The following is a 24,428-nucleotide window of genomic DNA, read 5'->3' as shown; positions in this document are numbered from 1 at the left end:
GTGGAGATTATGAGGATGGTCGCACGCTTGGCGTAGGGCCATTAAGCATCGATCCGTCAGGAGATTCCCATGAGCGCGCAGCCCAATCTTGGCATGCAGGTCACCACCTTCGAAAACCCCATGGGTATCGACGGCTTCGAGTTCGTTGAATTTGCCGCGCCAGCCGGTCGTGGCAACGAGCTGCACACCCTGTTCAAGCACATGGGTTTCGCCGCTGTGCTCAAGCACAAGTCGCGGCCCATCACGATCTATCGCCAGGGTGGCGTCAATTTCCTGGTGAATGAGGATCCGGATTCCTTCGCGGCCGACTTCGCCAAAGCCCATGGCCCCTGTGCTGCCGGTTTTGCGATCCGTTTCAAGAAGCCGTCTTCGGAAGTGCTCGCCACGGTGCTTGGCAACGGTGGCGAATCGGTCACCGACAAAGCGTCTACCAAGGCGGTGAACGCGCCGGTGGTGAAGGGTATCGGCGACTGCATGCTCTACCTGGTGGACCGCTACGGCAGCGCCGGCAGCATCTACGACGGCGACTACGAGCCGATCCCGGGCGCTGACCAGCACCCGACCGGTTTTGGTCTGACCTTCATCGACCATCTCACGCACAACCTCTACTTCGGCAACATGCAGAAGTGGTCGGACTACTACGAGCGCCTGTTCAATTTCCGCGAGATCCGCTACTTCGACATCAAGGGCGCCAAGACCGGCCTGGTATCCAAGGCCATGACCGCGCCGGACGGCATCGTGCGCATCCCGCTCAACGAATCGAGCGATCCGAAGTCCCAGATCAACGAATACCTCGATGCCTACCACGGCGAAGGCATTCAGCACATCGCCTGCTTCACCGACAACATCTACGACACGGTGGAAGCGATGCGGGCCAGGGGCGTGCAGTTCCTCGATACGCCCGATAGCTATTTCGACGTGATCGACCTGCGCATTCCGAACAACGGTGAGGACGTGCCACGCCTGGCCAAGAACAAGATCCTGATCGACGCCGACCCGGAGACCAAGCAGCGCAAACTGCTGCAGATCTTCACGCAGAACAACATCGGCCCGATCTTCTTCGAGATCATTCAGCGCAAGGGCAACGAAGGTTTCGGTGAAGGCAACTTCCAGGCGCTCTTCGAGTCGATCGAGCGCGACCAGATGAAGCGCGGCTTCCTGTAAGTCATAACGACATGGCCGCCTTTGAAAGGCGGCCATGATGCGGAAGGCTTAGCGCCAGGAACCACCGTTGTGCATATAGGCCACGAACACTGCGCCGTAGAGAATGATGGCGAGTACCCACAGGACGATGCCGACGAGAATCAGCACGCCCTGGATCACGAAGTAAGTGCGTAGCTTGGCGAGCGCTTCCTTCAGCGCCACGACGTCGCCGCTAAGCTGGGCACGTTCGACGGCGCCGGCCGATTGCATCACCAGCACGCCGATCCAGATCGGCAGCCAGGCGATGAGGATGCCGACGATGGTGATGGCGGCGAGGGCACCTTGGATAATGAATACGATGCCCACGAACTTCATCCATCCCTTGCCCGAGGCAAGCGGCTGGCTGAGGTCCTGGATAGAGTGATTCGCGGTGGCTTGCCCCAGTGAAGAGTACGAGTCGGACATGCAGTTTCCTTGTGATGTCGTTTCAGCGAAATGAACAACGCCTCTTCCTGTCACTGAGGCGACCAACAGTCGTACGGCAAGAGTAATAGGATCGCGTGGGTCGTGTTACGACCCCGCCTCTCGGGCAGATCGCGGAGCTTCCATGTCAGCCAGCAAGCAGCAGTACCAGTCCGGTTTCGCCAACGAATTCGCCACCGAGGCCTTGCCCGGCGCGTTGCCTGAAGGGCAGAACTCGCCGCAGAGCGCGCCGCTAGGCCTGTATGCCGAGCAGATTTCCGGCACGGCCTTTACCGCTCCGCGCCACAGTAATCGCCGTAGCTGGCTGTATCGCATTCGTCCTGCGGCCATGCATCACCCGTTCGAAGCCATGCCGGATGGCCCCTTCCACAATCGCTTCAACGAAGTGCCGGCCAACCCCAATCAGTTGCGTTGGAGCCCATTCCCGTTACCCAGCGAGCCGGCCGATTTCATCGATGGCCTGTTCACCGTGGCCGGCAACGGCAGTGCGGCGGATCAGACGGGCGTGGGCATTCATGTCTACGCGGCCAACCGCTCGATGAAGGGCCGCTTTTTCTACAACGCCGATGGCGAACTGCTGATCGTGCCGCAGCAAGGGCGCCTGAAACTGGCGACCGAAATGGGCGTAATCGAGTTGGAGCCGCTGGAAATCGCCGTGATTCCGCGTGGCGTACGTTTTCGTGTGGAACTGCTGGACGACACCGCGCGCGGCTACATTGCCGAGAATTTCGGCGCGATATTGCGACTGCCGGATCTCGGCCCCATCGGCAGCAATGGCCTCGCCAACCCGCGTGATTTCCTCACGCCGGTGGCAGCTTATGAAGACGTGGAAGGCAAGTTCGAACTCGTCACGAAGTTCCAGGGCAACCTGTGGCGCGCGGCCATCGATCATTCGCCGCTGGACGTGGTGGCCTGGCATGGCAACTACGCACCGTACAAATACGATCTGCGTCGCTTCAACACCATTGGCTCGATCAGTTTCGATCACCCTGATCCGAGCATTTTCCTGGTGCTGCACTCCGCCAGCGATACGGAAGGCGTGAGCAACATGGACTTCGTGATTTTCCCGCCGCGCTGGTTGGTGGCGCAGCACACGTTCCGTCCGCCGTGGTTTCATCGCAATATTGCCAGCGAATTCATGGGTCTGATCACCGGTGCCTATGACGCCAAGGCCGAAGGGTTTTCCCCGGGTGGCGCATCGCTGCACAACAGCATGAGCGGCCACGGTCCGGATGCTGCGACCTACGAAAAGGCGTCGACACGCGACTTGTCGCAGCCTGATGTCATCACCGGCACGATGGCTTTCATGTTCGAGACGCGCCGCGTGATCCATCCGACGAAACAGGCGCTGGAATCACCGGAGCTTCAGGGCAACTACTTCGAATGCTGGCAGGGTATCCACAAGCATTTCGCTGGAGGTTGAGGGCATGATGTTGCGTCGGCTCGGGTCGTTGCCGCTCTGCGTGATGCTTGTCGCGTGCCAGCCGCGCGATGAGGCTTCCACGCCGGCATCATCGAAGACCGCACCGACGCCAGCGGCGACAGCCGCGCCCGTCACCGAGGGCCGCGGCGTGAATCAGGCCAGCTATGCAGGTTTTGGCGATATGCGTTTCGGCATGGACGAAACGGCCTTTCGTCAGGCATGGGGTGGCGAGTTGATCGGCGGCGCGGTAGCGGGTTCGGACTGCGCCATGTTCGCGCCCAAGTGGGCCAAGACGCCGCCGGAATTGTCCTTCATGCTCGAACATGGCCGCTTCGTCCGCTACGACGTTCGCGGCGACAAGGAAACAGCGCCGGGTGGTGGCAAGGTGGGCATGGACAAGGCAGCGGTGCTTGCCTTGTATGGCAACGGCGGCATCGAATCGCCGGCAAAATACGAGCCGGGCGCGAGTCAGTTGCGCGTGGAAGGCAGGCAGGGCGGCGTGCTGATCTTCGACATTGGCGCCGACAGCAAAGTCACGGCGTGGCGCGTTGGCGTCCCGCCACACATCGATTACGTGGAAGGTTGCAGCTGACGGCTGCGTTTGGAGCGATAGCATGAAATTGGGTTCATTGAAGGAAGGCGGTCGCGACGGCACGCTGATCGTCGTCAATCGCGGGCTGACCCACGCGGTCAAGGCCACCGGCATCGCGCCGACGCTGCAGGCTGCACTCGACGACTGGTCGAATACCGCGCCGCGCCTCAACGCGCTGTATGAAGAACTGAACACCGGCTCCGCGAAGGACGCCTTCGCGCTTGACATGCCGGCGCTTGCATCGCCCTTGCCGCGTGCGTACGAATTCGTCGATGGCAGCGCCTACCTGCCGCACGTCGAGCGCGTGCGTCGTGCGCGCGGCGCCGAAGTGCCGGAATCTTTCTACACCGACCCGCTGATGTACCAGGCTACGAGTGCTGGCTTCCTTGGTCCGCGCGATCCCGTGGTCGTGCCAAGCGAGGACTACGGCATCGATCTGGAAGCTGAGGTGATAGTGATCACCGACGACGTGCCGATGGCGGTGACGCCGGCACAGGCGGCGGCTCACATTCAGCTCATCGGTATCGTCAACGACGTGTCGCTGCGTGGCCTGATTCCCGGCGAGCTCGCCAAGGGTTTCGGTTTCCTGCAGTCCAAGCCGCGCTCTGCGCTGTCGCCAGTGTTCGTGACGCCGGATGAGTTGGGCGATGCCTGGCAGGACGAAAAACTGCATCTGCCTATGCGTACCTGGCTCAACGACCAGTGGTTTGGCGAAGCCGAGTGCGGCGTCGACATGCAGTTCAATTTCGCGCAGCTCGTGGCGCACGCGGCGAAGACGCGTCCGCTCACGGCAGGCACCATTGTCGGCTCCGGCACCATCGCCAACGAAGACACCGGCAAGGGCGCCTCCTGCCTGGCCGAGCAGCGCACGGTGGAAACCCTGCGTGATGGCAAGCCAGCCACACCATTTCTGAGCTTTGGCGACAGTCTGCGTATCGACGTGACCGACACATCGGGTGCGTCGATCTTCGGTTCCATCGAACAGACCATCGCGCCGCTCAAGCGGTAAGTGGAAAGTGTGGAACACGTAGGGCGTCTTCGACGGACGCTGTGCGGGCTTGAGCAAATTGCCGCAGGGCTCTGATCAACGTCAGGCCTGCGGCTGGGCGGCGCGGTGATACTGCCGCGCATGCGCACGAACACTATCGTCCCGGAATTCGATCCTGCCCTGATAGCCCGGTACGACGTGCAGGGCCCTCGCTATACGAGCTACCCGACCGCCCCGCAATTCCACGGCGGCTTCGATGAAGCGGCTTTCCGCGCGGTAGCCAGGGCGTCCAACGAGGCCGCGTCGCTCCAGCCGTTGTCGCTCTATGTGCACGTGCCTTTCTGCTTCAGCCCATGCTTCTACTGTGGCTGCACCCGTGTCATTACACGCGATGTCGCACGGGCGGATCACTACCTTGATGGGTTGCTGCGCGAAATCGCGCTGACGAGCTCGCTGTTCGACCGCGACCGACCGGTACTGCAGCTTCATCTGGGCGGCGGCACACCCAACTTTCTCGATGCGCCACGCATGGCAAGGCTGGTGGCGGCGTTGGAAGCGAGCTTCTCCTATCGTCGCGACGGCGCGCGTGAATACGGCATCGAGATCGATCCGCGCTATGCCGATGGCCGCTATGTGCGTGACTTGGCGGCGCTTGGCTTTAATCGATTGTCGGTGGGCATCCAGGACTTCGATCCGGCGGTGCAAGAGGCCGTCAATCGCGTTCAGAGCGAGGCGCAAACGCGCGAAGTGATCGATGCCGCGCGCGATGCCAACTACGGGTCTATCAGCGTCGATCTCATCTATGGCCTTCCTCGCCAGACCTTGGCGGGCTTCGGACGCACGCTGGAACAGGTGATCGCGCTTGCGCCCGATCGCATCGCGGTCTACGGCTACGCGCACCTTCCGCATTTGTTCAAGGCTCAACACCAGATCGACGAATCCGAGTTGCCCGACGCAAGCACGCGTCTCTCACTTTTCGGTACGGCATTTCGCGTGCTATGCGAGGCGGGCTACGTCTACGTGGGCATGGATCATTTCGCGCGTGCTGATGACGAGCTGGTGCGGGCGCAACGCGCGGGTACGCTGCAGCGCAATTTCCAGGGCTATTCCACGCACGGCGATTGCGACATCGTCGGCCTCGGCGTGAGCTCAATCAGTCGCGTCGGTGACAGCTACAGTCAGAATGCGCGCGACCTTATCGGCTACGAGGCAGCGCTGGCGGCAGGAAAATTGCCGGTGACACGTGGCATCCGCCTGACCCACGATGATGTCGTGCGCCGCGCCGCCATCGGTGAACTCATGTGCTATGGCGAAATCGATACGGAGCGCTTCGGCGCCCGAAACGGCCTGCACTTCGAGAAAGCCTTTGCGTCTGAACTCGATCGCCTGATGCAGTGTGCCGAAGATGGTCTGGTGGTCCTGGAAGACAACCTCATCCGCGTTACGCCGCGTGGCCGCCTGCTGTTGCGTAACGTGGCCATGTGCTTTGACGCTTACCTCAATAAGCCTTCCGAGGCGCCCCGTTACTCACGCACGATCTGATATCCATCTCCTATGAACGCTATGTGCGATTGTCAGACCCTGTCCGGCGCGAGCCTTCCAGATGATGGTGATGCTGTGCGCTTCTGTAGCGCGTGCGCGTTCTCCGAAGCGTGCATGTCCGTTGGTTATGGCAAGCCAGAGCTTTCGCAACTGCATTGCCTCGTCGAGCACGTTGGTCCCGTGCGTGCTGGTGCGTATGCGTTCCGCATGGGTGATCCGTTCCGTGCGATCTATGCGGTGCGCTCGGGCATGGTAAAAACCTGCACTATCGATACCGAAGGTCGTGAGCAGGTGTTGGGCTTCCACTTGCCGGGTGAAGTGGTGGGGCTCAATGGTATCTACCCAGACCGCTTCCCTTGCGATGCCGTTGCACTGGAGGCATCGCAGTTCTGTCGATTCTCGTTCTCTGCGGTAAGTGCCCTGGCGACGCGCTTGCCCGCCTTGCAGAAGCACCTGTTCCGCCTGCTCAGCAAGGAGTTGGGCATGGCGTCGCAATTGGCAGCGGATCACTCGTCGGATGAACGCATCGCTGCGTTCCTGCTCGACCTTGGCCAACGATACGAAGCGCGAGGCTTCTCCGGCACGCATCTGCGTTTGAGCATGTCGCGCGGTGATATTGCCAACTACTTGCGGCTGGCCCCCGAGACGGTGAGCCGTGTGTTGACGCGACTGCGCAGCCAGGGCGCGATCGATATCGACGGGCGCTCCGTAATGCTACTGGACCGACGTGCGTTGCAGGCGACAGCCAGGGCCAGCGCGGCGCGGTGACGCACCTGGTCCCCGGAGTCGCTGGCACTGACTTTGATCAAAGGGTCATGGCAGGCACTTCCTAGGCTGGTGTGGCTACCACAGGGAGAGAGCCACATGTCACGCTTGTTATCCACCGTTCTGCTGGCTGCCGGCCTCATGCCGGGCATCCTCTCGGCGGCCGACGACCATAGTGCTTCGTTGAACGTCGCTGTTGGTGCTGGTGCGGCGGTTGCCGCGCAGGCATCACGCGATCTTGGCCCGCCGCAGGGCGAGCCGATTCACGCCGTGCTCGGTGTTCCACCGAATGTGCCGCCACCGATCCATCGCAACTATCCGGCCAAGGTCATCGTGGACCTGGAAGTGCTCGAGAAGGAAATGCCGATTTCCGAAGGTGTGACCTACACGTATTGGACGTTTGGCGGCACGGTGCCAGGCAGTTTCATCCGCGTTCGCCAAGGTGACACGGTCGAGTTCCATCTGAAGAACGCGCCCGACAACAAGATGCCGCACAACATCGACCTGCACGGCGTGACGGGGCCTGGCGGCGGCGCTGCATCCAGCTTCACTGCACCGGGTCACGAGTCGCAGTTCACCTTCAAAGCGCTCAATGCAGGGCTCTACGTTTATCACTGCGCCACGGCACCCGTTGGCATGCATGTCGCCAATGGCATGTATGGCCTGATCCTGGTTGAGCCGCCGGCAGGGTTGCCCAAGGTGGATCACGAGTACTACGTGATGCAGGGCGACTTCTACACCACGGGAAAATACCGCGAGAAGGGTCACCAGCCGTTCGACATGGACGCGGCCATCGCGGAGCACCCCACGTATGTGCTGTTCAACGGACGCGAAGGCTCACTCACCGGCGATCACGCGCTGGGTGCCAAGGTCGGTGAAACGGTTCGCCTGTTCGTGGGCAATGGTGGCCCGAATCTGGTGTCGAGCTTCCATGTCATCGGCGAGATCTTCGACAAGGTCTACTACGAAGGCGGCGCACACGCACAGGAGAACGTGCAGACAACGCTCATCCCCGCTGGCGGCGCCATGATGGCGGAGTTCCGTGTGGACGTGCCTGGCACCTACGTGCTCGTGGACCACTCCATCTTCCGTGCCTTCAACAAGGGCGCGCTCGGCATGCTGAAGGTTGAGGGGCCGGAGAACAAAGCCATCTACTCCGGAAAGGAGGTGGATTCGGTGTACCTGGGCGATCGTGCGGGCGACAATTTGCACGCCGTCGCGGTGGCGGCCACCGCCAATGCGGCGGGTACGCTCAGCAAGGATGATCAGATCAAGGCAGGCCAGCAGTTGTTCTCCGGCACCTGCTCGGTCTGCCATCAGGTCGATGGGGAAGGTATGCCTGGCGTTTTTCCACCTCTGGCCAAGTCGGACTACCTGGCGAAGATAGCCAAGGACGCCTTGATCTCGATTCCTTTGCACGGCCTCACCGGCGCGGTCACGGTCAATGGCAAGGACTACAACTCTGTCATGCCGCCCATGTCTCAACTGACGGACGACGAGGTCGCGAACATCCTCACGTATGTGCTCAACAGCTGGGGCAATCCAGGTGGCCGGGTGAGCAAAGACGAAGTGCGCAAAGTGCGTGCACAGCCGGCGCCGTCCGCTGATAGCCACTGACGGTCGTATCGTGCGCGGTCTTCTTGTACTCGCTGGGGTACTCGGTTGCGTATCGGCCATGGCTGCGGACTACGCGTCGCTTCCGGGTACCGATTTCAACAGCGTGCTGCCGGCAGACGGGAAGACCGCTCCCGCGCATATCGAGCCCTTTGCCATGCGCGTTGAACCAGTGACGAATGCCGAATATCTGGCATTCGTGGAGACGCATCCGGCGTGGCAAAAAGGCGGCGTGGCGTCCGCACTGGCAGATGAGGGCTATCTATCGCATTGGGACAGTGCCGAATCATTGGGTGACCACGCGCGCCCCGAACAACCCGTGACGCGAGTGAGTTGGTTTGCGGCGCGGGCTTTTTGCGAGAGCGAACATGCGCGTTTGCCCACGTGGTACGAGTGGGAATATGCCGCGGCGGCGGACGAACAACGCGCGGATGCCCGTGCGGACCCGCAATGGCGCGAGCAAGTTCTCGCGTGGTATGGCCGTCCATCCAGTACGCCGTTGTCGGATATCGGCGGAAGGGCTGACGTTCATGGCCTGCGCGATCTCAATGGTCTGGTCTGGGAATGGGTGGATGACTTCAACGCGCTACTGGTGAGCGTGGACGGCCGCGATCAGAACGGCGCGGACCGGATGAAGTTTTGCGGCGCCGGTGCGGTGACCATGCAACAGAAGGAGAACTACGCAACGTTGATGCGTGTTGCGATGCTTTCCGCGCTTACCGCCTCGGACACCACGCGAAGCCTCGGATTTCGCTGTGCCCGCTCACCTTGAGGAAGGATGATGAAACGACTGCTTCTGTGGATGTTGTTGCTCGTTGTTACGAGTCATGCGGCGGCTGACGAACCGTTGCCAGGCAGTTCGGTCTACCAGTTCAATGCGGCACTGACTGATCAGGCGGGGCATGACGGGCATTGGGCGGATCGCCGTGGCCGCGTCCAAATCGTGTCGATGTTCTACACGTCGTGCACGATGGTCTGCCCAATGATTGTCGACACCATGAAGCTCACCGCTCAAACGATCGATGCGCGCCAGCGTTCCAAGCTGAGTCTCTTATTGCTTAGCTTCGATCCGGCACGCGATACCGTGTCGGTGCTGCAAGACTATGCGCAGCATCGCAAGCTGCCGGCACCCCTCTGGACCCTCGCCAGGACGATAAGCCCAGGTGACACCCGGCAGATCGCGGCCTTGCTCGGCCTTCAATATCGTCAGCTTCCGGATGGTGATTTCAACCATTCCAGTGAACTGATTCTGTTGAATGCGGAGGGGCTCATCGTGGCCCGCACGGACGTGATCGGTCGTGTGGATCCCGAGTTCGTCAAGAAGGTGGAGAGAACGATTGGTGACGATTGAGTAGGGCTGTTTACACAACAAAGAAAGGCCACTCGATAGGGTGGACTTCTCTTTTTTTTGCGCGGCGTGTTGTCACAGCGTGCGACAAGGCTCGGCGCGATTGACGTTCGTCAGGCCACGCCTTGTTGTTCCTGTCGAGACTTTCGGTGTGTTCAAACGATTCTCAGACAGGGGCTTACATCGATGTCACGTACAAGGAAATACCTGCGGGGCAGTGCGCTGTGCGGAACGCTGCTCTGCTTTGCCGCTGCCCACGCGCAATCGAGCGACCAGGGCAATGCGCCTGTGCAGCTGGAATGGAACGCGCGTCTGCGTCATGAGCAAGTGGACGATGCCGCCTATTCGCCCCATGCCTATGCAGATACTTTGCGCCTGCGCTTGGGGCTGCGTGCACAGGTTGGTCATGGGTGGAGCTATTTCATCGAAAGTGCCGGTACGGCCAGCGCAGACGATCACTACAACAGCGGCGCGAATGGGCAGGTGGCCTATCCGGCCATCACTGATCCGAAGGGCGCCGAGCTCAATCAGGCGTGGCTGGTGTGGCAGGGTGATGCGCTGAGTGCGAAGGTCGGCCGCCAGGAGGTGGTGTTGAATAATCAGCGCTGGGTCGGCAATGTGGCGTGGCGCCAGTTTGAACAGACATTCGACGCAGTCGCACTGCAATGGAAGCCTGCGTCGCGCTGGTCGCTTCGCTATGACTGGTTGGAGCGGGTCAACCGCGTGGCGGGTCCCGATGCAGTTTCAACCTTGGCGCGCGCGAGGCGCATAAATACACATCTTCTCAATGCTGGCTGGAACGCGGGGCGACAGCAGATCACGGGTTATGCATATCTGCACAAGGATAAAGACGTCAGCACTGCGTCGACAGCCACCTATGGCGTGCGATGGGTGGGCAATGCCCTTGCCGGCCGCGGTTTCGGCTGGAGCGTGGAGGGCGCACACCAGTACGACTACGCCAACAATCCACAGAATGTCTCGCACAACTACTGGCTGGTCGAGCCATCCTGGACGCAATGGAACGTGACAGGAAAGCTGGGTTGGGAGTCTCTCGGTGGCAACGGCCATACGGCGTTGCAAACGCCGTTGGCAACCTTGCATGCGTTCAATGGCTGGGACGATCAGTTCACGGTAACACCCGCGAACGGATTGCAGGACCGCTACATCACTCTCAATGGCAACGTAGGCAGGTACAAGCTTGGCTGGGTGGTGAGCTATCACGATTACCGCTCGGATCGCGGCAGCCTGCACTACGGCAGCGAATGGGATGCCTCGCTCTCACTGCCGTTGTCGCATGGTCTCAACGCCATGTTGAAGGCAGCGGATTATCAGGCCGATCATTTCGGTCACGACGACACCAAGCTCTGGCTTCAGCTCGAATGGGTGGGCAAACGGGCGCTTTGAGGATGGCCTCTGGCGCTGCACGAGGGGAGCCTGCTGCTGTGCGCGGATATTTCGTCGCTTCAAACTGATCCGCGTCAGCTCCAGCGTTTCAAACCGCGCGCAGACTCGTCATTTCCTTCGGTGACGGCTGTTTTATGGATCGACCTTCTTCATTTGATCGCAACCAACTGCTTGCCTGCGGCCGCGGTGAATTGTTTGGCCCCGGCAATGCGCGCTTGCCGTTGCCGCCGATGCTCATGTTCGATCGCATCACACACATCGACGATCACGGTGGTGCCTACGACAAGGGTGTGTTGCGAGCGGAGCTGGACATCAGTCCCAGCTCCTGGTTCTTCGGTTGCCATTTCGAAGGTGATCCGGTGATGCCTGGTTGCCTTGGCCTGGATGCCATGTGGCAATTGAGTGGATTCTTTCTGCCGTGGCTCGGTGAGCCGGGTCGTGGGCGCGCGCTTGGCGTAGGGCAAGTGAAGTTCACTGGTCAGGTCGCGCCGAGCGCAAAGGTGGTGAGCTACGAAGTCGACATCAGGCGAGTGATGCGCGGCCGATTGGCCCTGGTGATTGCCGATGGCAAAACATTTGTCGACGGCCGAATGATCTACGTTGCCACCGATATGCGCGTGGGTCTGTTCCAGTCCACGGAGGGCTTCTGATGCGGCGTGTAGTGGTGACAGGCATGGGCATCGTGTCGTGTCTGGGCAATGCAATGGATACCGTGGCGCGGGCGTTACGCGAATTGCGCAGCGGCATTCAGCTCATGCCCGATTACATCGCGCAAGGGTTGCGCAGCCATGTTGCAGGCGCGCCACAGATCGACCTGGACGCTGAGATCGACCGTAAGCCGAAACGCTTCATGGGCGATGCTGCGGCTTATGCTTACGTGGCATTGCGATCTGCCATTGCGAACGCGGGCCTGACACCAGAACAGGTTTGCCATCCGCGCACGGGTTTGATTGCCGGGTCGGGTGGCGGGTCGGCTCGGTGGCAGATCGAAACAGCGGATCTCCTGCGCGAGAAAGGCGTACGCCGCGTGGGTGCGTTCATGGTTCCACGCACCATGTGTTCCACGGTTTCTGCATCGCTGGCGACGTGCTTCGGCATTCTTGGTCTGAGCTATTCCATTTCGGCGGCCTGCGCCACGTCAGGCCATTGCATTGGCGCAGCGGCAGACCTGATCCGACACGGCGCACAGGACGTGATGTTCGCGGGCGGTGGTGAGGAATTGCACTGGGGCATGACCGCGCAGTTCGACGCGATGGGCGCACTTTCCAGTGCCTGCAACGAAACCCTACAGGCCGCATCTCGCCCTTATGACGCCCATCGTGACGGCTTTGTCATCGGCGGTGGCGGCGGCATGTTGGTACTCGAGAGCTATGACCACGCGAAGGCACGCGGAGCAACCATGCTTGCCGAACTGGTCGGCTACGGAGTGACTTCGGATGGTGCGGATATGGTCGCGCCATCTGGCGAAGGGGCCGTGCGTTGCATGCGCATGGCATTGGCCGGCGCGGGTAGGTACGTGGACTATCTCAACACCCACGGTACCGCCACTCCGGTGGGCGATATCGTGGAGCTAGACGCGGTGCGTGAGGTGTTTGGCAGCGACATGCCGCCGCTGTCTTCCACCAAAGCGTTGAGCGGCCACTCGCTTGGTGCGGCGAGCGTGCACGAGGCGATCTACAGCCTGTTGATGCTCAACGGCGGTTTCATGGCCGGGTCAGCACATATCGACGAACTTGATCCACGCGCGGAAGGTTTTCCGATTCTCAGGGAAACGCAGGACGCCAAGTTGAGCGTGGTGATGTCCAACAGTTTCGGCTTTGGTGGCACCAATGCGAGCTTGATATTCGCCAAGGTGTAACTCGCGGTCGGTTGAGCGGATCTGCGCACAGCGGCATCGATGTAGCGCGGTGGTCGCAAGACCGCCGCGCTATCGTGCTTTGGGTCGGCGACATGGTTTACTTGTAGGCCCCATCCTACGAGGTGTCCCATGTCCCAAGTCACGTTGAAAGGCAATCCAGTCCAGGTTGATGGCCATTTCCCTGCCAAGGGTGAGGCTGCGCCTGCGTTCTCGCTGGTGGGCAAGGATCTGGCCGATGTCACGCTGGCCAACTTTGCAGGCAAGCGCAAGGTGCTGAACATTTTTCCGAGCGTCGATACGCCGACCTGCGCCATGTCCGTGCGTCACTTCAACCAGGACGCAAGCCAGCTCGACAACGCCGTGGTGCTTTGCATTTCTGCCGACCTGCCGTTCGCGCAGGCGCGTTTCTGCGGCGCGGAAGGTTTGAGCAACGTGGTGACGCTGTCGACGCTGCGCGGCCACGACTTCCTGAAGAACTATGGCGTGTCGATTGCGTCCGGTCCGTTGTCGGGCCTGGCAGCGCGTGCCGTGGTGGTGCTTGATGAGCAGAACAAGGTCGTGCACAGCGAAATGGTGGGCGAGATCGCAGACGAGCCCAACTACGACGCAGCGCTTGCCGCGCTGAGCTGAGTCGAGCTGACACCGAGCGAAAAAAAAGGCCGGAGACATTCCGGCCTTTTCTTTTGCACGTGAGATCGGCTCAAGCCCGTTGGCTGGGTCGCATTAGTTCTGCAGGGTCAGCGTGCCCTTCATCAGGGCGACGTGGCCGGGGAAGGTGCAGAAATACGCATAGGTTTCACCGGCCTTGAGCTTGGTCACGGGGAAGGTGACGCTGTCCGATTCGCCACCTCCGACCAACTTGGTATGCGCGATGACGCGCGTGTCGTCTGGCTTGACGTAGTTGTTGTCGGCGCCGGCTTTCATGCCGTCGGCGATGATGCTGGCTTCGTCGGACTCGTGGCCCAGCACCCAGTTGTGACCCATCGATGCCTTGGGCAGTTTGCCGGTGTGCTTGAGCGTCACCGTGAACTGCTTGCAGGTCTTTGGCACCTGGATGGTCTTCTGGTTGAACTGCATCGCATCACTACCCTCGATGGTGGCCGAGCAGTCGGCGGCCCACAGGGGAGCGGCGAACAGCCCGAGCAGGGCGAGGGCAAAGGTCTTGCGGATCATCAGTAAATCTCCATCGCGATTGTGAGCGATGGGGACGATGGCGGTAGGGTGTGTCCCCGGCGCTGATCTGGATCAGCTTCCTGGGGGACTTTGCAGCAACGCGACAGCACGCCGCATCCGCAAAAGAAAGCCGGGCTGGGCCCGGCTTTCTTCGTACCGCCTTGAGTTCGGCTTACTTAGCCGCCATCAGCGCGACAGTCATGTCGAGCATGCGGTTGGAGAAGCCCCACTCGTTGTCGTACCACGACAGCACCTTCACCAGCGTGCCTTCCATGACGCGCGTCTGGGTGGCGTCATAGGTGGAAGAGGCCGGATTATGGTTGAAGTCGATCGATACCAGCGGCTGAGTATTGACGGCCAGGATGCCCTTCAGAGCGCCGTTGGCAGCTTCGTTGATGACCTCGTCGATCTCTTCCTTGGTGGTCGGGCGCGCAGCGTCGAAGGTGAGGTCGACCACCGACACATTGATGGTCGGTATGCGCATGGCGAAACCGTCCAGCTTGCCGTTGAGCTCCGGCAACACCAGGCCCACTGCAGCTGCGGCGCCGGTCTTGGCCGGAATCTGGCTCATCGTGGCCGAACGGGCACGACGCAGGTCCGAGTGGTACACATCCGTCAGCACCTGATCGTTGGTGTAGGCATGGATGGTGGTCATCAGGCCGCGCTTGATGCCGATCTTGTCGTTCAGCACCTTGGCCAGCGGCGCGAGGCAGTTGGTCGTGCACGAGGCGTTGGAGATCACTTCCAGCTTGGAGGTGAGCTTGTCGTCGTTGACACCAAACACGAAGGTGCCGTCCACGTCCTTGTCGCCAGGGGCGGAGATGATCACCTTCTTGGCGCCGGCGGCGATGTGCGCGCTGGCTTTGGCCTTGGAGGTGAACAGGCCGGTGCACTCAAGCACCACGTCCACTCCCAGGGCGCGCCACGGCAGCTTGGACGGATCACGCTCGGCACAGACCTTGATTCGGTCGCCGTTGACGATCAAGTCGCTGCCGTCCACCGACACGGTGCCGGGGAACTTGCCGTGCGCGGTGTCGTACTGAGTCAGATGCGCATTGGTCTCGGCATTGCCAAGATCATTGATCGCAACGATTTGGATCTCGTTGGTGCGACCGGCTTCGTACAGCGCGCGCAGAATGTTGCGGCCGATGCGACCGTAACCGTTGATGGCGACCTTGATTGCCATGGGACAGCGTCCTCCAGAATGAGGTGGCGGAATTGGCGGCTGTGGGACCGCCGTAAAACCCTCATTTTAGCCTGAACCGGGGTGGCAGCTCACCCGGGGCTGTTCAGGAAGCCCGGGACGCGCTTGAATCGGGCTTTCGGGCCAGATCGGCCGACCACGGAGAGCGTCATGAACGAGGCAGAGCAGACCTTTGAGATCACCCTGGAACAGATCACGGACTACGAGTTCAAGATCCGTTTCGACGACACGGCCATCCCCGACCTGACTACCGACGAGACCTCGCCACTGGGCCATGACGCTGGCCCCAACCCGTCGCGCCTCGTGGCCACGGCGGTAGCCAACTGCCTGGCGGCGAGCCTGCTGTTTGCCTTGCGCAAGTATAAAAATGCCCCGGGCGCGCTAGGCGCCAAAGCCAAGGCGACCCTGACGCGCAACGAACACGGCCGCTGGCGAATCACCCACATCGGCGTGGATTTGCAGTTGGCCGACAAGGCCGAACTCGTCGAACACCTCGATCGCGTGCTCGCCCAGTTCGAGGATTTCTGCATCGTGACCCAGAGCGTGCGTCAGGGCATCAAGGTGGACGTCAGTGTTCGCGATGGTGAAGGGCTGGTGCTGCCCGTGCCCAACGCGGGCTGATGGAAGCTGGCGTCAAGCTGTCATTGTGCTGTGGCAGACTTCGGCGTCCCCTTTCTTGCAGAGCCATTGCCTCATGTCTCTACCGCGTCGATCTGTAGCCGCTGTACTTATCTGTCTGGCCCTTGCACCGGCGGTCCAGGCCTGGGGCCCGCTCGGCCACAGCGTTGTGGCCGATCTGGCGCAGCGGCACCTCACCCCGGCGGCCGAGGCCGAAGTCGAACGTCTGCTGGCACCGGAGCACACGAAGTCGCTGGCCGACATCGCCAGCTGGGCCGATGAGATCCGCAACGACCCCAAGCAGGACGTGCTGTGGAAGCAGACCCGCGCGCTGCACTATGTCGACTTCACGTCCGGCGACTGCAACTACACGCCTCCGCGTGATTGCAAGGATGGGCAGTGCGTTGTCGCCGGCATCGACCACTACGTGAACGTGCTGGGCGACAAGAGCCAGCCGGACGCGGCTCGTCTGGAAGCACTGAAGTTCGTGGTGCATTTCATCGGCGACGAACACCAGCCGCTGCATGGCGGTTCGCGCGACGACAAGGGCGGCAACGCCTATCAGGTGCAGTTCAATGACAAGGGCACCAACCTGCACAGCGTGTGGGACTCGGGCCTGCTCAAGACGCACGGCCTCGAGTGGAAGGCCTATGCTGATGAACTCGAAGCACGTGGCCCGGTGACGCTGCCCGCGCCGATCTCGCCGTTCGACAACGCGTATGCGCAATGGGCCGAGGAATCCTGCGCGATCTCGCGCGACATCTATCCTGACGGCCACAAGATCGACCAAGCCTATGTCGCCAAGGAACTGCCGGTGGCCGAGCTGCGCCTGCGTGAAGCGGGGCGTCGACTGGCTGAAGTGCTGAATCTGACGCTGTCGCGCTGAGCCCGCGTTGGGACCCGGTGCCACGCCCTTGGTTTCCTAGGGCGTGGCAATCGTCTTGTCCGCCTGGCTTGGCTGACCGATGTTTCGGTCCAGGAAGTCGAGCAGTTTGTCGTACATCGCCAGACGGTGCTCCGGTAGAAAGAAGCCGTGACCCTCGTGCGCCTCTGTCAGCGACTCGTAGTGCTTGCCTTGCTTGTCGAGCGCCGTGGTGAACGCCTCGAAGTTCGCGTAGGGAGCCCGCTCGTCCATGCCGCCATGGATCAGCAAGAGATCGGCCCTGAGACGATCGACGCCTGCGATAGGTGAGCGCTTGAGCAGATCGGCACGATCATCGCCCAACACGTCGTGCAGATAGTCCAGGCCGTGGTCCGTGCGTTGCGTGTCGCTCTTGTCGAGCTGGATCCGCAGATCGTAAACACCGGCGTAGCCAATCGCGCAGCGATAGAGCTCAGGTTCGCGGACGGCACCCTCCAGTGCGGCGTAGCCTCCGTAGCTGCCGCCGTAAATGCACACACGCGAGGCATCGGCATGCCCTTCGCGCACCGCCCAGCGGGTTGCGTCGGTGATGTCGTCCTGCATGGACAGCCCCCACTGGTGATAGCCCATCTGTTCGAATTGCGCGCCGTAACCGCCCGATCCGCGATAGTTGATCTGCAGTACCGCATAGCCGTGGCTGGCGAGCAGCTGAGTTTCCTCGTCGAAGGCCCAGACATCGGACAGGCCATGCGGCCCGCCATGGGGTAGTACCACCATGGGAAAGGGTCCCTTGCCAGCCGGTTCAGTGAGAAAGCCATGGAGGACGACGCCGTCGCGTGCGGTGACGTTGATCGGCTGCATGGGCCGCATGCGCTTGGGCGATAGCCAGCGACGCTGGCTGAAGAGATAGCGAGCCTGCTTCTTCTCAAGGTCAAACAGGTAGTAGTCGCCGGGGTTGCGATCGCTGCTCACATGGACGATGGCCAGGTGGCCGTCGCGAGTGAACGATGTCAGCCGGACCAATTGGCCGGGAAAACTGCCCGCCAGCGCGTCGATGATTTGCGCCTCGATACTGTGGGGGTCAAAGAAATGCATCGCCGGCACGCCGTCCTCGGTGATCACGCCGTAGAAATCCTTGCCGTCCGTCGTAGGAAGCAGGTTGCCCGGGTCGGCGAATTCGCCGCGATAGACAAGAGTGCGTGCACCACTGCGCAGGTCCATCAACTCGATGGAATCGGGCCCCTGCGGATGCGCCACTTGTACGTACAGCAGGCTGTTGTCACGGTTGAAGCCGATGGGCCAGATTGCCTCATGGGAGGTCTGCGCATCGTTGCGCAGCACCCACTCCCCACCGGCATCGCGTGTCCAAAGACGCGGGTGGGTGTAACCGCCGCCGGTCGCTGCGCGGGGTTCGCCGGTATGGTCCAGCGTCATCCATACGTCGGGCGCAGGCGCTCCGAGGATGCGCCGGCTCTCGCCGTTGACCACGTCCAGCCGTTCGATCGACGGCACACTGCCCGAGCGCTTGCCGGTGAACGGCCGGGTTTGCACTAGCAGGTAGCGGTCGTCGCCAGCAGGCGCGGACGGAAGCAGGCTCGCATAGGCAGCGCGGGCAATAGCGCCATGCTGCATATGGTTGCTGCTACCGCCAACGTCGCCACCCCAACCGAACAGGTACACATAATGGCTGCCATCGGCATCGATGGCCATCAGTTCGCCGGTATACGACGGCTGCTCGAGGCTTCCAAGGCGAATAGCCATTGCCAACACCAGCCGATGATCGTTCACCCACAGATACTGGAGGATCTCGTTGCGGCTGTCGGCGCGCACGCTCGATAACAGCTTGCCGCTCGCGGTGTCGATCATTACCACCATGTTTTCGTAGGGCATGCCGGGGCGAGGCGCCAGGGTGGCGATATAACGCCCGTCCGGCGACAACTGGACGTTGTGGAAATCGCTGGGCCGGATGAAGTCGCGTGTAGCAATGGCAGTCGAGTCTGTACCCATCGATGTGGACAGCGGCGATGCGCACAGCATGGCCAGCACGACGGCGGCAGCCGTACGCTTGAAACGTGTCATGTCGGAATTCCCCCTGTCCATGGATCCCCCGATCCACGCGGCGATATTAGCTAAATGTCGAGTCGATCCGTGCGCGTTCGCGTGCACATCAAGCCGTTCCCAGTCATGCCTTTTGATGCGTTGCGGCATTGACACTGGTGCTGCAAAAAGAGGGTTGGCAGGGCATCTGTACGACGATGGTCGCGGGTTGGATCGGTGCGCACGGTGCTTATTGCAAGCGAGTGGATACCACACCAGTGGTTTGATACCTTCGCAATCCGCGAGTAGACCAGTTCTCGTCCTCAACCCCAACGATGACGATAGAGCGCCATACCACTGCACCCGGTGGTCATCAGGCCACGTGCAGTCCACTTCGGCCTCGGGAAACAGCTTGAGAAAGCGCGCCGCAACCCACTAGCAGATCGATTCAGATCTGCTAGCGTTGAAGCATGACTACTGACAATTCGCTGCGACGCACAAAGATAGTTGCCACCCTCGGTCCCGCGACCGACGCACCTGGCATGCTCGAGAAAATCATCGTCGAAGGTGTGGACGTGGTTCGCCTGAACCTCTCGCACGGCCAACCCGACGATCACCGCGCACGAGCGGTTGCGGTGCGCGACATCGCCGCCAGGCTCGGACGTGAAGTCGGCGTGCTCGCAGACCTGCAAGGTCCCAAGATCCGCGTGGAGCGCTTTGCCCACGGTCCGGTGGAGCTGCGTGTGGGCGACAGCTTCGTGCTGGACTGCAGCCCGGGTGCTCCGATGGGTGACGCGACGCGCGTGGGCGTGAGCTATTACGAGTTGCCCAACGACGTGGTAGCCGGTGACGTGTTGCTGCTCGACGACGGGCTGATCGCGCTGGCCGTGGAATCCGTGATCGGCGCAGAAATCCACTGCCGCGTGCTTATCGGCGGTCGCCTGTCCGATCGCAAGGGCCTCAATCGCCAGGGCGGCGGTCTTTCCGTCGCTGCGCTGTCGGACAAGGACAGGGCGGACATCAAGCTGGCCGCCGAGATAGGCGCCGACTTCCTCGCCGTGTCTTTCGTTCGCTGTGCCAATGACATGAACGAAGCGCGTCGTCTGCTGGAAGAGGCGGGCGGCAAGGCCTCGCTGGTGGCGAAGATCGAGCGCGCCGATGCGATTCCGGTGCTCGGCGAAATCATCGACGCCTCCGACGTGGTGATGGTGGCGCGCGGCGACCTGGGCGTGGAGATCGGTGACGCCGAGTTGCCGGGCCTGCAGAAAAAGATCATTCGCGAGTCGGTACAGCGCAATCGCGCCGTGATCACCGCCACGCAGATGTTGCAATCGATGGTGCGCTCGCCAATTCCCACACGCGCCGAAGTGATGGACGTGGCCAACGCGGTGATCGATGGCACCGATGCCGTGATGTTGTCCGAAGAATCGGCGGCAGGCGCTCACCCCGACAAGGCTGTGGCGGCGCTGCGCCGCATCTGCCTCGGTGCCGAGCGTCAGTTCGAGCCGAAGGAAGATCCCACCACCATGAGCCATCATCTGGATCGCACGGACCAGGCCATCGCGCTGGCGGCGATGTTGCTGGCCAGCCAGCTTGGCGTGCGCGCCATCGTGGCGTTGACCGAGTCGGGAGCTACGGCGCAGTGGTTGTCGCGCTATCGCAGCGCCGTGCCGATCTATGCGTTGTCGCCGTTCGACGATGCGCGTCGTCGCATGTCGATCTTCCGCGACGTGCAGGCCGTGAAGTTCACCCATGTGTCGCAGACCCCCGCCGGTTCTGCGCGCGATGCCGTGCGCCAGCTCTTCGTCCAGGGCAAGCTGGCCGAGGGCGACCGCGTGGTGCTGACTCATGGCGATCACATCGGCCAGGGCGGCGGCACCAATACGCTCAAGCTGCTTTCGGTAGGCGCCGAGGGCGTGGTGGAGTGCCTGCGGGATCTGTAAGCGTCGCGTCGACGCTGGCCGTGTTTGCATGCAGCTAGAATCCGGTCAACGATCCCCACCCAGGCCCAGGAGGTTTTCCATGAACACGATGTCACGTTGCTGCGGCCAGGTTCTGCTGCTGGCGCTGGCCATGACAGGTGCGGCGCCGTTGCTGGCGCAGACCAACACACGCATGGTCGGGCCGGAACATATCCAGTCGTACTGGATCATGCTCAATACCAAGGTCGATGCCGACATTCCCAACAGCGGCCACAACATGGAGAAGCCCGGTTGCGTGGCGGTGAGCTACATGATCGGCTCGGACGGCGTGCCGCAGGGTGTGACCGTGCGCAAGGTCGTGCCGCAGAGCGACCTCGGTGTGGTGGGCAAGAGCGTGGTGAGCAATTTTCGCTATGGGCCGTCGTTGACCAACCGCACCAGCGAGCCGATGTCCACCTATTACATCGTGCCGTTCAACCTGCCGGCTGACGCGGCCCAGAAGCAGGCCATCATCAACGCCTGCAATCTGCCAGGTTACGACCAGGCCTGATGCTTCCTCGGGCCGTTCAGGGGCTCTGAGGACCCCGTACGGCCAGATGCCATATACTTCCGGGCTTTAAGCCTAGCCGCCCCCTTGTGGGCGGCATCCACCTTGTGCGGCCCACACCGCCTAGTACCCGGAGTTCTCATGAGCATCGAAGACCTCGAAAGCATCGCCCTGGCGATGGTCGCGCCCGGCAAGGGCATCATCGCCATCGACGAGTCGACCAACACCGTCAAGAAGCGTTTCGAGGCCGTCGGCATCGAGAACACCGAAGACAATCGCCGCGCCTACCGTGAGCTGCTGCTCACCGCGCCGAACCTCAGCGAGCACATCTCCGGCGCGATCCTGTACGACGAAACGATCCGCCAGTCGACCAAGGACGGCGTGCCATTCACCCAGGTGATGAAGAAGAACGGCATCATCCCGGGCATCAAGGTCGACAAGGGTCCGGTGCCGCTGGCCGGTTTCCCGGGCGACGTGGTTACCGAAGGCCTTGACGGCCTGCGTGAGCGTCTCGCCGAGTACGTGAAGCTGGGCGCCCAGTTCGCCAAGTGGCGCGCGGTGATCAACATCAGCGAAGACAATCCGTCCTCCACTGCCATCGAGGCGAACTGCCACGCGCTGGCCCGTTACGCCGCGCTGTGCCAGGAAGCCGGCCTTGTGCCGATGGTCGAGCCGGAAGTGATCATGGACGGCGACCACAGCATCGAAGTCAGCTACGAAGTGCACGAAGCCGTGCTGCGCAGCCTGTTCAACGCGCTGTACGAGCAGAACGTGATGCTGGAAGGCACCATCCTGAAGGTCAGCATGGTCATTCCGGGCAAGGAAGCGGACGAGCAGGCCGACTTCGAAGAAGTGGCCGAAGCCACCGTGCGCGTGCTCAAGACGACCGTGCCGGCCACGTTGCCGGGCATCGTGTTCCTGTCGGGTGGCCAGACCGACGAGCAGTCCACCGCGCACCTCAATGCGATGAACCGCATGGGTCCGCACCCGTGGCCGCTGAGCTTCTCCTACGGTCGCGCCATGCAGCAGGCCGCGCTGAAGCTGTGGTCCAAGGACATGAAGGCCAACTACGCCGACGCGCAGAAGACCGTCCTCGCCCGCGCCAAGGACAACGGCCAGGCGGCGCTGGGTCAGTGGAACGCCAAGTAAGCTGGCGCTTCCTCAGCGTTGCAAAAGAAAACGGGCGCCTCGCGGCGCCCGTTTTTGTTTCGCTGACCCTGCAGATCAGAAGCGGTATTCCGCGCTGACGGTGTACAGGTTGGTCGGCAAGTGGATGTTCTTGTCGCTATCGCTGGCCTGGTAGTAGTCGTAGTTCAGGCCCACGCTCCACTTCGGCGTGATGTTGTAGCCCACACCCGCACCAGCGTAATAGTTGGTGCTGTTGAAGCTGACCATCTGCGGGTTGAACTTGTCGTTGGTCAGGCCCTCGCCCTTGGCGAAGAAGGCACCGCCACGGACTTCTGCGTACCACTTCGGATTGAAGTTGTAGCGCAGGTCCAGACCGGCAGTTGCACCTTGCAGCTTGGACTTGCCGTTGGCGCCGGCGAAGTTCTGGGTATAGAGGCTACGGGCGTCGGCACGGCCGAGATACTGGTAACCCACTTCGGCACCCAGCGACAGTTCGGGGCTGAGCGCGAAACGGTAACCGCCCTTGATGCCGCCGGCGAAGTCGCCGTCGTCATAGGGACCCTTGCTCACCTGGCCGTAACCGGCATTGGCACTGACGTACCAACCCTGCTGGGCCGTGTTGCCCGCGTCCTGGGCAAAAGCGGCCGGAACGGCCACGACACCCGCAGTAGCGAGGGCGAGAGCAAAAAGCGTCTTTTTCATGGGGGTAATCCTCTTGATCTTATTGGGCCAGTTCGCGATGCCGGGGGTTCGGTCATTCGCGGCTGGGCACCTCGTGCCGACGATGCTGGTCGATAGGTGGGGCGACCGAGGATTGAATTCAACACCCATCAGTACAGAATTAAGACTTCATTAAGAAAACGGCCACTTTCGGGCCTGCCACAGCAAAACGGGCGCCCGAGGGCGCCCGTTTGCTTTCCTTGATACCCGTGGTCAGAAGCGATATTCGGCGGTGATCGAGGCCGTATCGGTGGACAGATCGACACCGCTCTTCTTGGCGTCGAAGTAGTCGTAGGACAGGCCAAGGCTGAAGTGCTGGTTGAAATCGTAGCCAGCGCCAGCGCCGCCGTACCAGCTCGTGTCGTTGAGGTGATGACGGTTGAGCGTGTCGTTGTCGTAACCGTGACCCTTCCAGCCATAGACGCCGGCGCGGCCGCTCACGTACAGGCCCTGCCACACGTTGATCTTGCCGTTGACACCGGCGGTCCAGCCGCGCAGGTCATTGCGCTCGCTGGTCTGGTTCACGGGCTGGCTGTTGAAGACGTTCTTCAGCGTGTAATTGCCCTGGTCGTTGTAGCCAGCCTCAACGCCCAGGCCCATGTCCTGGCCCACCTTCCAGCGGTAACCGCCGTTGAGGCTGTAGGTGGTCGGGTGGTCGTCATAGGGGCCGTTAGCGACGTGGCCTTCGCCCACGCTGCCATTGATGAACCAGTTGCCGCTGCCCACCGGTTGGTTGGGCTGGAAGTTGCCATTGGCTGCCGGCGCGAAATTGTCTTGAGCGAACGCCGGGACGGCGACCAGGCCAGTGGTGGCAATAGCAAAGGCAAGTAGCGTCTTTTTCATGGGGGCTCTCCGTTTGGTCTTTTTGGATCGATCCCTGAAAGAAGCCGCGGGCCGGGGGAAGGGCTTGTCGCAGTCGCGCCCTGTTCCTTGGGCACCGGGGGATTAGAGCCAGTCCGGGCTGAAGGGTTTCCATACCCCCTGAGGAAAAATTAAGGGCAAATTAAGGTCTTACCCGCTGGCGACGGCCGCCACCGATCGGCGACAATAGCCGTTT

24 protein-coding genes are annotated in these 24,428 nt (G+C 61.6%); 18 read left to right on the top strand and 6 right to left on the bottom strand.

Annotated features, from left to right (window positions below):
- The first annotated feature begins 69 nt into the window (after positions 1-69).
- Positions 70-1,164, top strand: coding sequence for a 4-hydroxyphenylpyruvate dioxygenase (gene hppD / locus AC3CBN_RS01465; RefSeq protein WP_488635059.1), 1,095 nt, complete (start codon positions 70-72; stop codon positions 1,162-1,164).
- 48 nt (positions 1,165-1,212) lie between these two features.
- On the opposite strand, the gene AC3CBN_RS01460 is transcribed toward hppD, so the two are convergent.
- Positions 1,213-1,608, bottom strand: coding sequence for a DUF5362 domain-containing protein (locus AC3CBN_RS01460; protein ID WP_488635058.1), 396 nt, complete (start codon positions 1,606-1,608; stop codon positions 1,213-1,215).
- A gap of 142 nt (positions 1,609-1,750) precedes the next feature.
- Between AC3CBN_RS01460 and hmgA the strand changes: the two genes are divergently transcribed.
- The 12 genes from hmgA to tpx all read left to right on the top strand — a co-directional run bounded on the left by hmgA (position 1,751) and on the right by tpx (position 13,790).
- Complete coding sequence (gene hmgA / locus AC3CBN_RS01455) at positions 1,751-3,049, top strand: homogentisate 1,2-dioxygenase (protein ID WP_488635057.1); 1,299 nt, start codon at positions 1,751-1,753, stop codon at positions 3,047-3,049.
- Between the two features lie 4 nt (positions 3,050-3,053).
- Complete coding sequence (locus AC3CBN_RS01450; protein WP_488635056.1) at positions 3,054-3,641, top strand: lectin; 588 nt, start codon at positions 3,054-3,056, stop codon at positions 3,639-3,641.
- Positions 3,642-3,663: 22 nt separating this feature from the next.
- The gene (locus AC3CBN_RS01445) at positions 3,664-4,650 is read left to right on the top strand and encodes a fumarylacetoacetate hydrolase family protein (protein WP_488635055.1); all 987 of its coding nucleotides are present in this window, start codon (positions 3,664-3,666) and stop codon (positions 4,648-4,650) included.
- Between the two features lie 120 nt (positions 4,651-4,770).
- The gene (gene hemN / locus AC3CBN_RS01440) at positions 4,771-6,171 is read left to right on the top strand and encodes an oxygen-independent coproporphyrinogen III oxidase (RefSeq protein ID WP_488635054.1); all 1,401 of its coding nucleotides are present in this window, start codon (positions 4,771-4,773) and stop codon (positions 6,169-6,171) included.
- Positions 6,172-6,285: 114 nt separating this feature from the next.
- Complete coding sequence (locus tag AC3CBN_RS01435; protein WP_488635053.1) at positions 6,286-6,939, top strand: helix-turn-helix domain-containing protein; 654 nt, start codon at positions 6,286-6,288, stop codon at positions 6,937-6,939.
- A 96-nt stretch (positions 6,940-7,035) separates the two neighbouring features.
- Positions 7,036-8,553, top strand: a complete 1,518-nt coding sequence (gene nirK, locus AC3CBN_RS01430; RefSeq protein ID WP_488635052.1) for a copper-containing nitrite reductase — start codon at positions 7,036-7,038, stop codon at positions 8,551-8,553.
- Positions 8,519-9,322, top strand: a complete 804-nt coding sequence (locus AC3CBN_RS01425; protein ID WP_488635051.1) for a formylglycine-generating enzyme family protein — start codon at positions 8,519-8,521, stop codon at positions 9,320-9,322. Before nirK ends, AC3CBN_RS01425 begins: the two co-directional genes overlap by 35 nt.
- 6 nt (positions 9,323-9,328) lie before the next feature.
- Positions 9,329-9,901: an SCO family protein gene (locus AC3CBN_RS01420; protein ID WP_488635050.1), complete on the top strand. Its 573-nt coding sequence runs from the start codon at positions 9,329-9,331 to the stop codon at positions 9,899-9,901.
- A gap of 183 nt (positions 9,902-10,084) precedes the next feature.
- A complete protein-coding gene (locus AC3CBN_RS01415) occupies positions 10,085-11,302 on the top strand; it encodes an alginate export family protein (protein WP_488635049.1) in 1,218 nt (405 codons plus the stop codon).
- A 134-nt stretch (positions 11,303-11,436) separates the two neighbouring features.
- A complete protein-coding gene (gene fabA / locus AC3CBN_RS01410; protein ID WP_488635048.1) occupies positions 11,437-11,952 on the top strand; it encodes a 3-hydroxyacyl-[acyl-carrier-protein] dehydratase FabA in 516 nt (171 codons plus the stop codon).
- Positions 11,952-13,160: a beta-ketoacyl synthase N-terminal-like domain-containing protein gene (locus tag AC3CBN_RS01405; RefSeq protein ID WP_488635047.1), complete on the top strand. Its 1,209-nt coding sequence runs from the start codon at positions 11,952-11,954 to the stop codon at positions 13,158-13,160. Before fabA ends, AC3CBN_RS01405 begins: the two co-directional genes overlap by 1 nt.
- Positions 13,161-13,289: 129 nt before the next feature.
- Positions 13,290-13,790 (top strand): thiol peroxidase, encoded by a 501-nt coding sequence (gene tpx / locus AC3CBN_RS01400; protein WP_488635046.1) that lies wholly within the window; start codon positions 13,290-13,292, stop codon positions 13,788-13,790.
- Between the two features lie 93 nt (positions 13,791-13,883).
- Here the strand turns inward: tpx and azu are convergent, their stop codons facing one another.
- Both azu and gap read right to left on the bottom strand, forming a co-directional pair.
- Entirely contained in the window at positions 13,884-14,333 is a 450-nt protein-coding gene (azu, locus tag AC3CBN_RS01395; RefSeq protein WP_488635045.1) for an azurin, read from the bottom strand.
- A 172-nt stretch (positions 14,334-14,505) separates the two neighbouring features.
- Positions 14,506-15,519, bottom strand: coding sequence for a type I glyceraldehyde-3-phosphate dehydrogenase (gene gap, locus AC3CBN_RS01390; RefSeq protein ID WP_488635044.1), 1,014 nt, complete (start codon positions 15,517-15,519; stop codon positions 14,506-14,508).
- Positions 15,520-15,687: 168 nt separating this feature from the next.
- Between gap and AC3CBN_RS01385 the strand changes: the two genes are divergently transcribed.
- Together AC3CBN_RS01385 and AC3CBN_RS01380 are read left to right on the top strand one after the other, a co-directional pair.
- Entirely contained in the window at positions 15,688-16,158 is a 471-nt protein-coding gene (locus tag AC3CBN_RS01385) for an OsmC family protein (RefSeq protein ID WP_488635043.1), read from the top strand.
- A gap of 73 nt (positions 16,159-16,231) precedes the next feature.
- A complete protein-coding gene (locus AC3CBN_RS01380; RefSeq protein WP_488635042.1) occupies positions 16,232-17,041 on the top strand; it encodes a S1/P1 nuclease in 810 nt (269 codons plus the stop codon).
- 36 nt (positions 17,042-17,077) lie between these two features.
- Here AC3CBN_RS01380 and AC3CBN_RS01375 read toward each other — a convergent pair whose 3' ends face one another.
- Positions 17,078-19,096, bottom strand: a complete 2,019-nt coding sequence (locus AC3CBN_RS01375) for an alpha/beta hydrolase family protein (protein WP_488635041.1) — start codon at positions 19,094-19,096, stop codon at positions 17,078-17,080.
- A 428-nt stretch (positions 19,097-19,524) separates the two neighbouring features.
- On the opposite strand from AC3CBN_RS01375, the gene pyk reads away from it, so the two are divergent.
- The 3 genes from pyk (at position 19,525) to AC3CBN_RS01360 (ending at position 22,672) form a co-directional block, all read left to right on the top strand.
- On the top strand, positions 19,525-20,997 hold the full coding sequence (gene pyk / locus AC3CBN_RS01370) for a pyruvate kinase (protein WP_488635040.1): 1,473 nt from the start codon (positions 19,525-19,527) through the stop codon (positions 20,995-20,997).
- Positions 20,998-21,076: 79 nt separating this feature from the next.
- Entirely contained in the window at positions 21,077-21,526 is a 450-nt protein-coding gene (locus tag AC3CBN_RS01365) for an energy transducer TonB (protein ID WP_488635039.1), read from the top strand.
- Positions 21,527-21,664: 138 nt separating this feature from the next.
- Positions 21,665-22,672, top strand: a complete 1,008-nt coding sequence (locus tag AC3CBN_RS01360; protein ID WP_488635038.1) for a class I fructose-bisphosphate aldolase — start codon at positions 21,665-21,667, stop codon at positions 22,670-22,672.
- A gap of 75 nt (positions 22,673-22,747) precedes the next feature.
- Here the strand turns inward: AC3CBN_RS01360 and AC3CBN_RS01355 are convergent, their stop codons facing one another.
- A complete protein-coding gene (locus AC3CBN_RS01355) occupies positions 22,748-23,353 on the bottom strand; it encodes an outer membrane protein (protein WP_488635037.1) in 606 nt (201 codons plus the stop codon).
- A gap of 231 nt (positions 23,354-23,584) precedes the next feature.
- Entirely contained in the window at positions 23,585-24,214 is a 630-nt protein-coding gene (locus AC3CBN_RS01350) for an outer membrane beta-barrel protein (RefSeq protein ID WP_488635036.1), read from the bottom strand.
- Between the last annotated feature and the right edge of the window lie 214 nt (positions 24,215-24,428).

It is taken from the genome of Dyella sp. OK584 (genome assembly GCF_057787755.1).
Note: the sequence above shows the minus strand (reverse complement) of the source record. Positions and strands in the feature narration are given on the sequence as shown.

Coding starts and splice junctions, on each gene's coding strand:
- hppD (WP_488635059.1), top strand. CDS start 70: ATGAGCGCGCAGCCCAATCTTGGCATGCAGGTCACCACCTTCGAAAAC.
- AC3CBN_RS01460 (WP_488635058.1), bottom strand. CDS start 1,608: ATGTCCGACTCGTACTCTTCACTGGGGCAAGCCACCGCGAATCACTCT.
- hmgA (WP_488635057.1), top strand. CDS start 1,751: ATGTCAGCCAGCAAGCAGCAGTACCAGTCCGGTTTCGCCAACGAATTC.
- AC3CBN_RS01450 (WP_488635056.1), top strand. CDS start 3,054: ATGATGTTGCGTCGGCTCGGGTCGTTGCCGCTCTGCGTGATGCTTGTC.
- AC3CBN_RS01445 (WP_488635055.1), top strand. CDS start 3,664: ATGAAATTGGGTTCATTGAAGGAAGGCGGTCGCGACGGCACGCTGATC.
- hemN (WP_488635054.1), top strand. CDS start 4,771: ATGCGCACGAACACTATCGTCCCGGAATTCGATCCTGCCCTGATAGCC.
- AC3CBN_RS01435 (WP_488635053.1), top strand. CDS start 6,286: ATGTCCGTTGGTTATGGCAAGCCAGAGCTTTCGCAACTGCATTGCCTC.
- nirK (WP_488635052.1), top strand. CDS start 7,036: ATGTCACGCTTGTTATCCACCGTTCTGCTGGCTGCCGGCCTCATGCCG.
- AC3CBN_RS01420 (WP_488635050.1), top strand. CDS start 9,329: ATGATGAAACGACTGCTTCTGTGGATGTTGTTGCTCGTTGTTACGAGT.
- AC3CBN_RS01415 (WP_488635049.1), top strand. CDS start 10,085: ATGTCACGTACAAGGAAATACCTGCGGGGCAGTGCGCTGTGCGGAACG.
- fabA (WP_488635048.1), top strand. CDS start 11,437: ATGGATCGACCTTCTTCATTTGATCGCAACCAACTGCTTGCCTGCGGC.
- AC3CBN_RS01405 (WP_488635047.1), top strand. CDS start 11,952: ATGCGGCGTGTAGTGGTGACAGGCATGGGCATCGTGTCGTGTCTGGGC.
- tpx (WP_488635046.1), top strand. CDS start 13,290: ATGTCCCAAGTCACGTTGAAAGGCAATCCAGTCCAGGTTGATGGCCAT.
- azu (WP_488635045.1), bottom strand. CDS start 14,333: ATGATCCGCAAGACCTTTGCCCTCGCCCTGCTCGGGCTGTTCGCCGCT.
- gap (WP_488635044.1), bottom strand. CDS start 15,519: ATGGCAATCAAGGTCGCCATCAACGGTTACGGTCGCATCGGCCGCAAC.
- AC3CBN_RS01385 (WP_488635043.1), top strand. CDS start 15,688: ATGAACGAGGCAGAGCAGACCTTTGAGATCACCCTGGAACAGATCACG.
- AC3CBN_RS01380 (WP_488635042.1), top strand. CDS start 16,232: ATGTCTCTACCGCGTCGATCTGTAGCCGCTGTACTTATCTGTCTGGCC.
- AC3CBN_RS01375 (WP_488635041.1), bottom strand. CDS start 19,096: ATGACACGTTTCAAGCGTACGGCTGCCGCCGTCGTGCTGGCCATGCTG.
- pyk (WP_488635040.1), top strand. CDS start 19,525: ATGACTACTGACAATTCGCTGCGACGCACAAAGATAGTTGCCACCCTC.
- AC3CBN_RS01365 (WP_488635039.1), top strand. CDS start 21,077: ATGAACACGATGTCACGTTGCTGCGGCCAGGTTCTGCTGCTGGCGCTG.
- AC3CBN_RS01360 (WP_488635038.1), top strand. CDS start 21,665: ATGAGCATCGAAGACCTCGAAAGCATCGCCCTGGCGATGGTCGCGCCC.
- AC3CBN_RS01355 (WP_488635037.1), bottom strand. CDS start 23,353: ATGAAAAAGACGCTTTTTGCTCTCGCCCTCGCTACTGCGGGTGTCGTG.
- AC3CBN_RS01350 (WP_488635036.1), bottom strand. CDS start 24,214: ATGAAAAAGACGCTACTTGCCTTTGCTATTGCCACCACTGGCCTGGTC.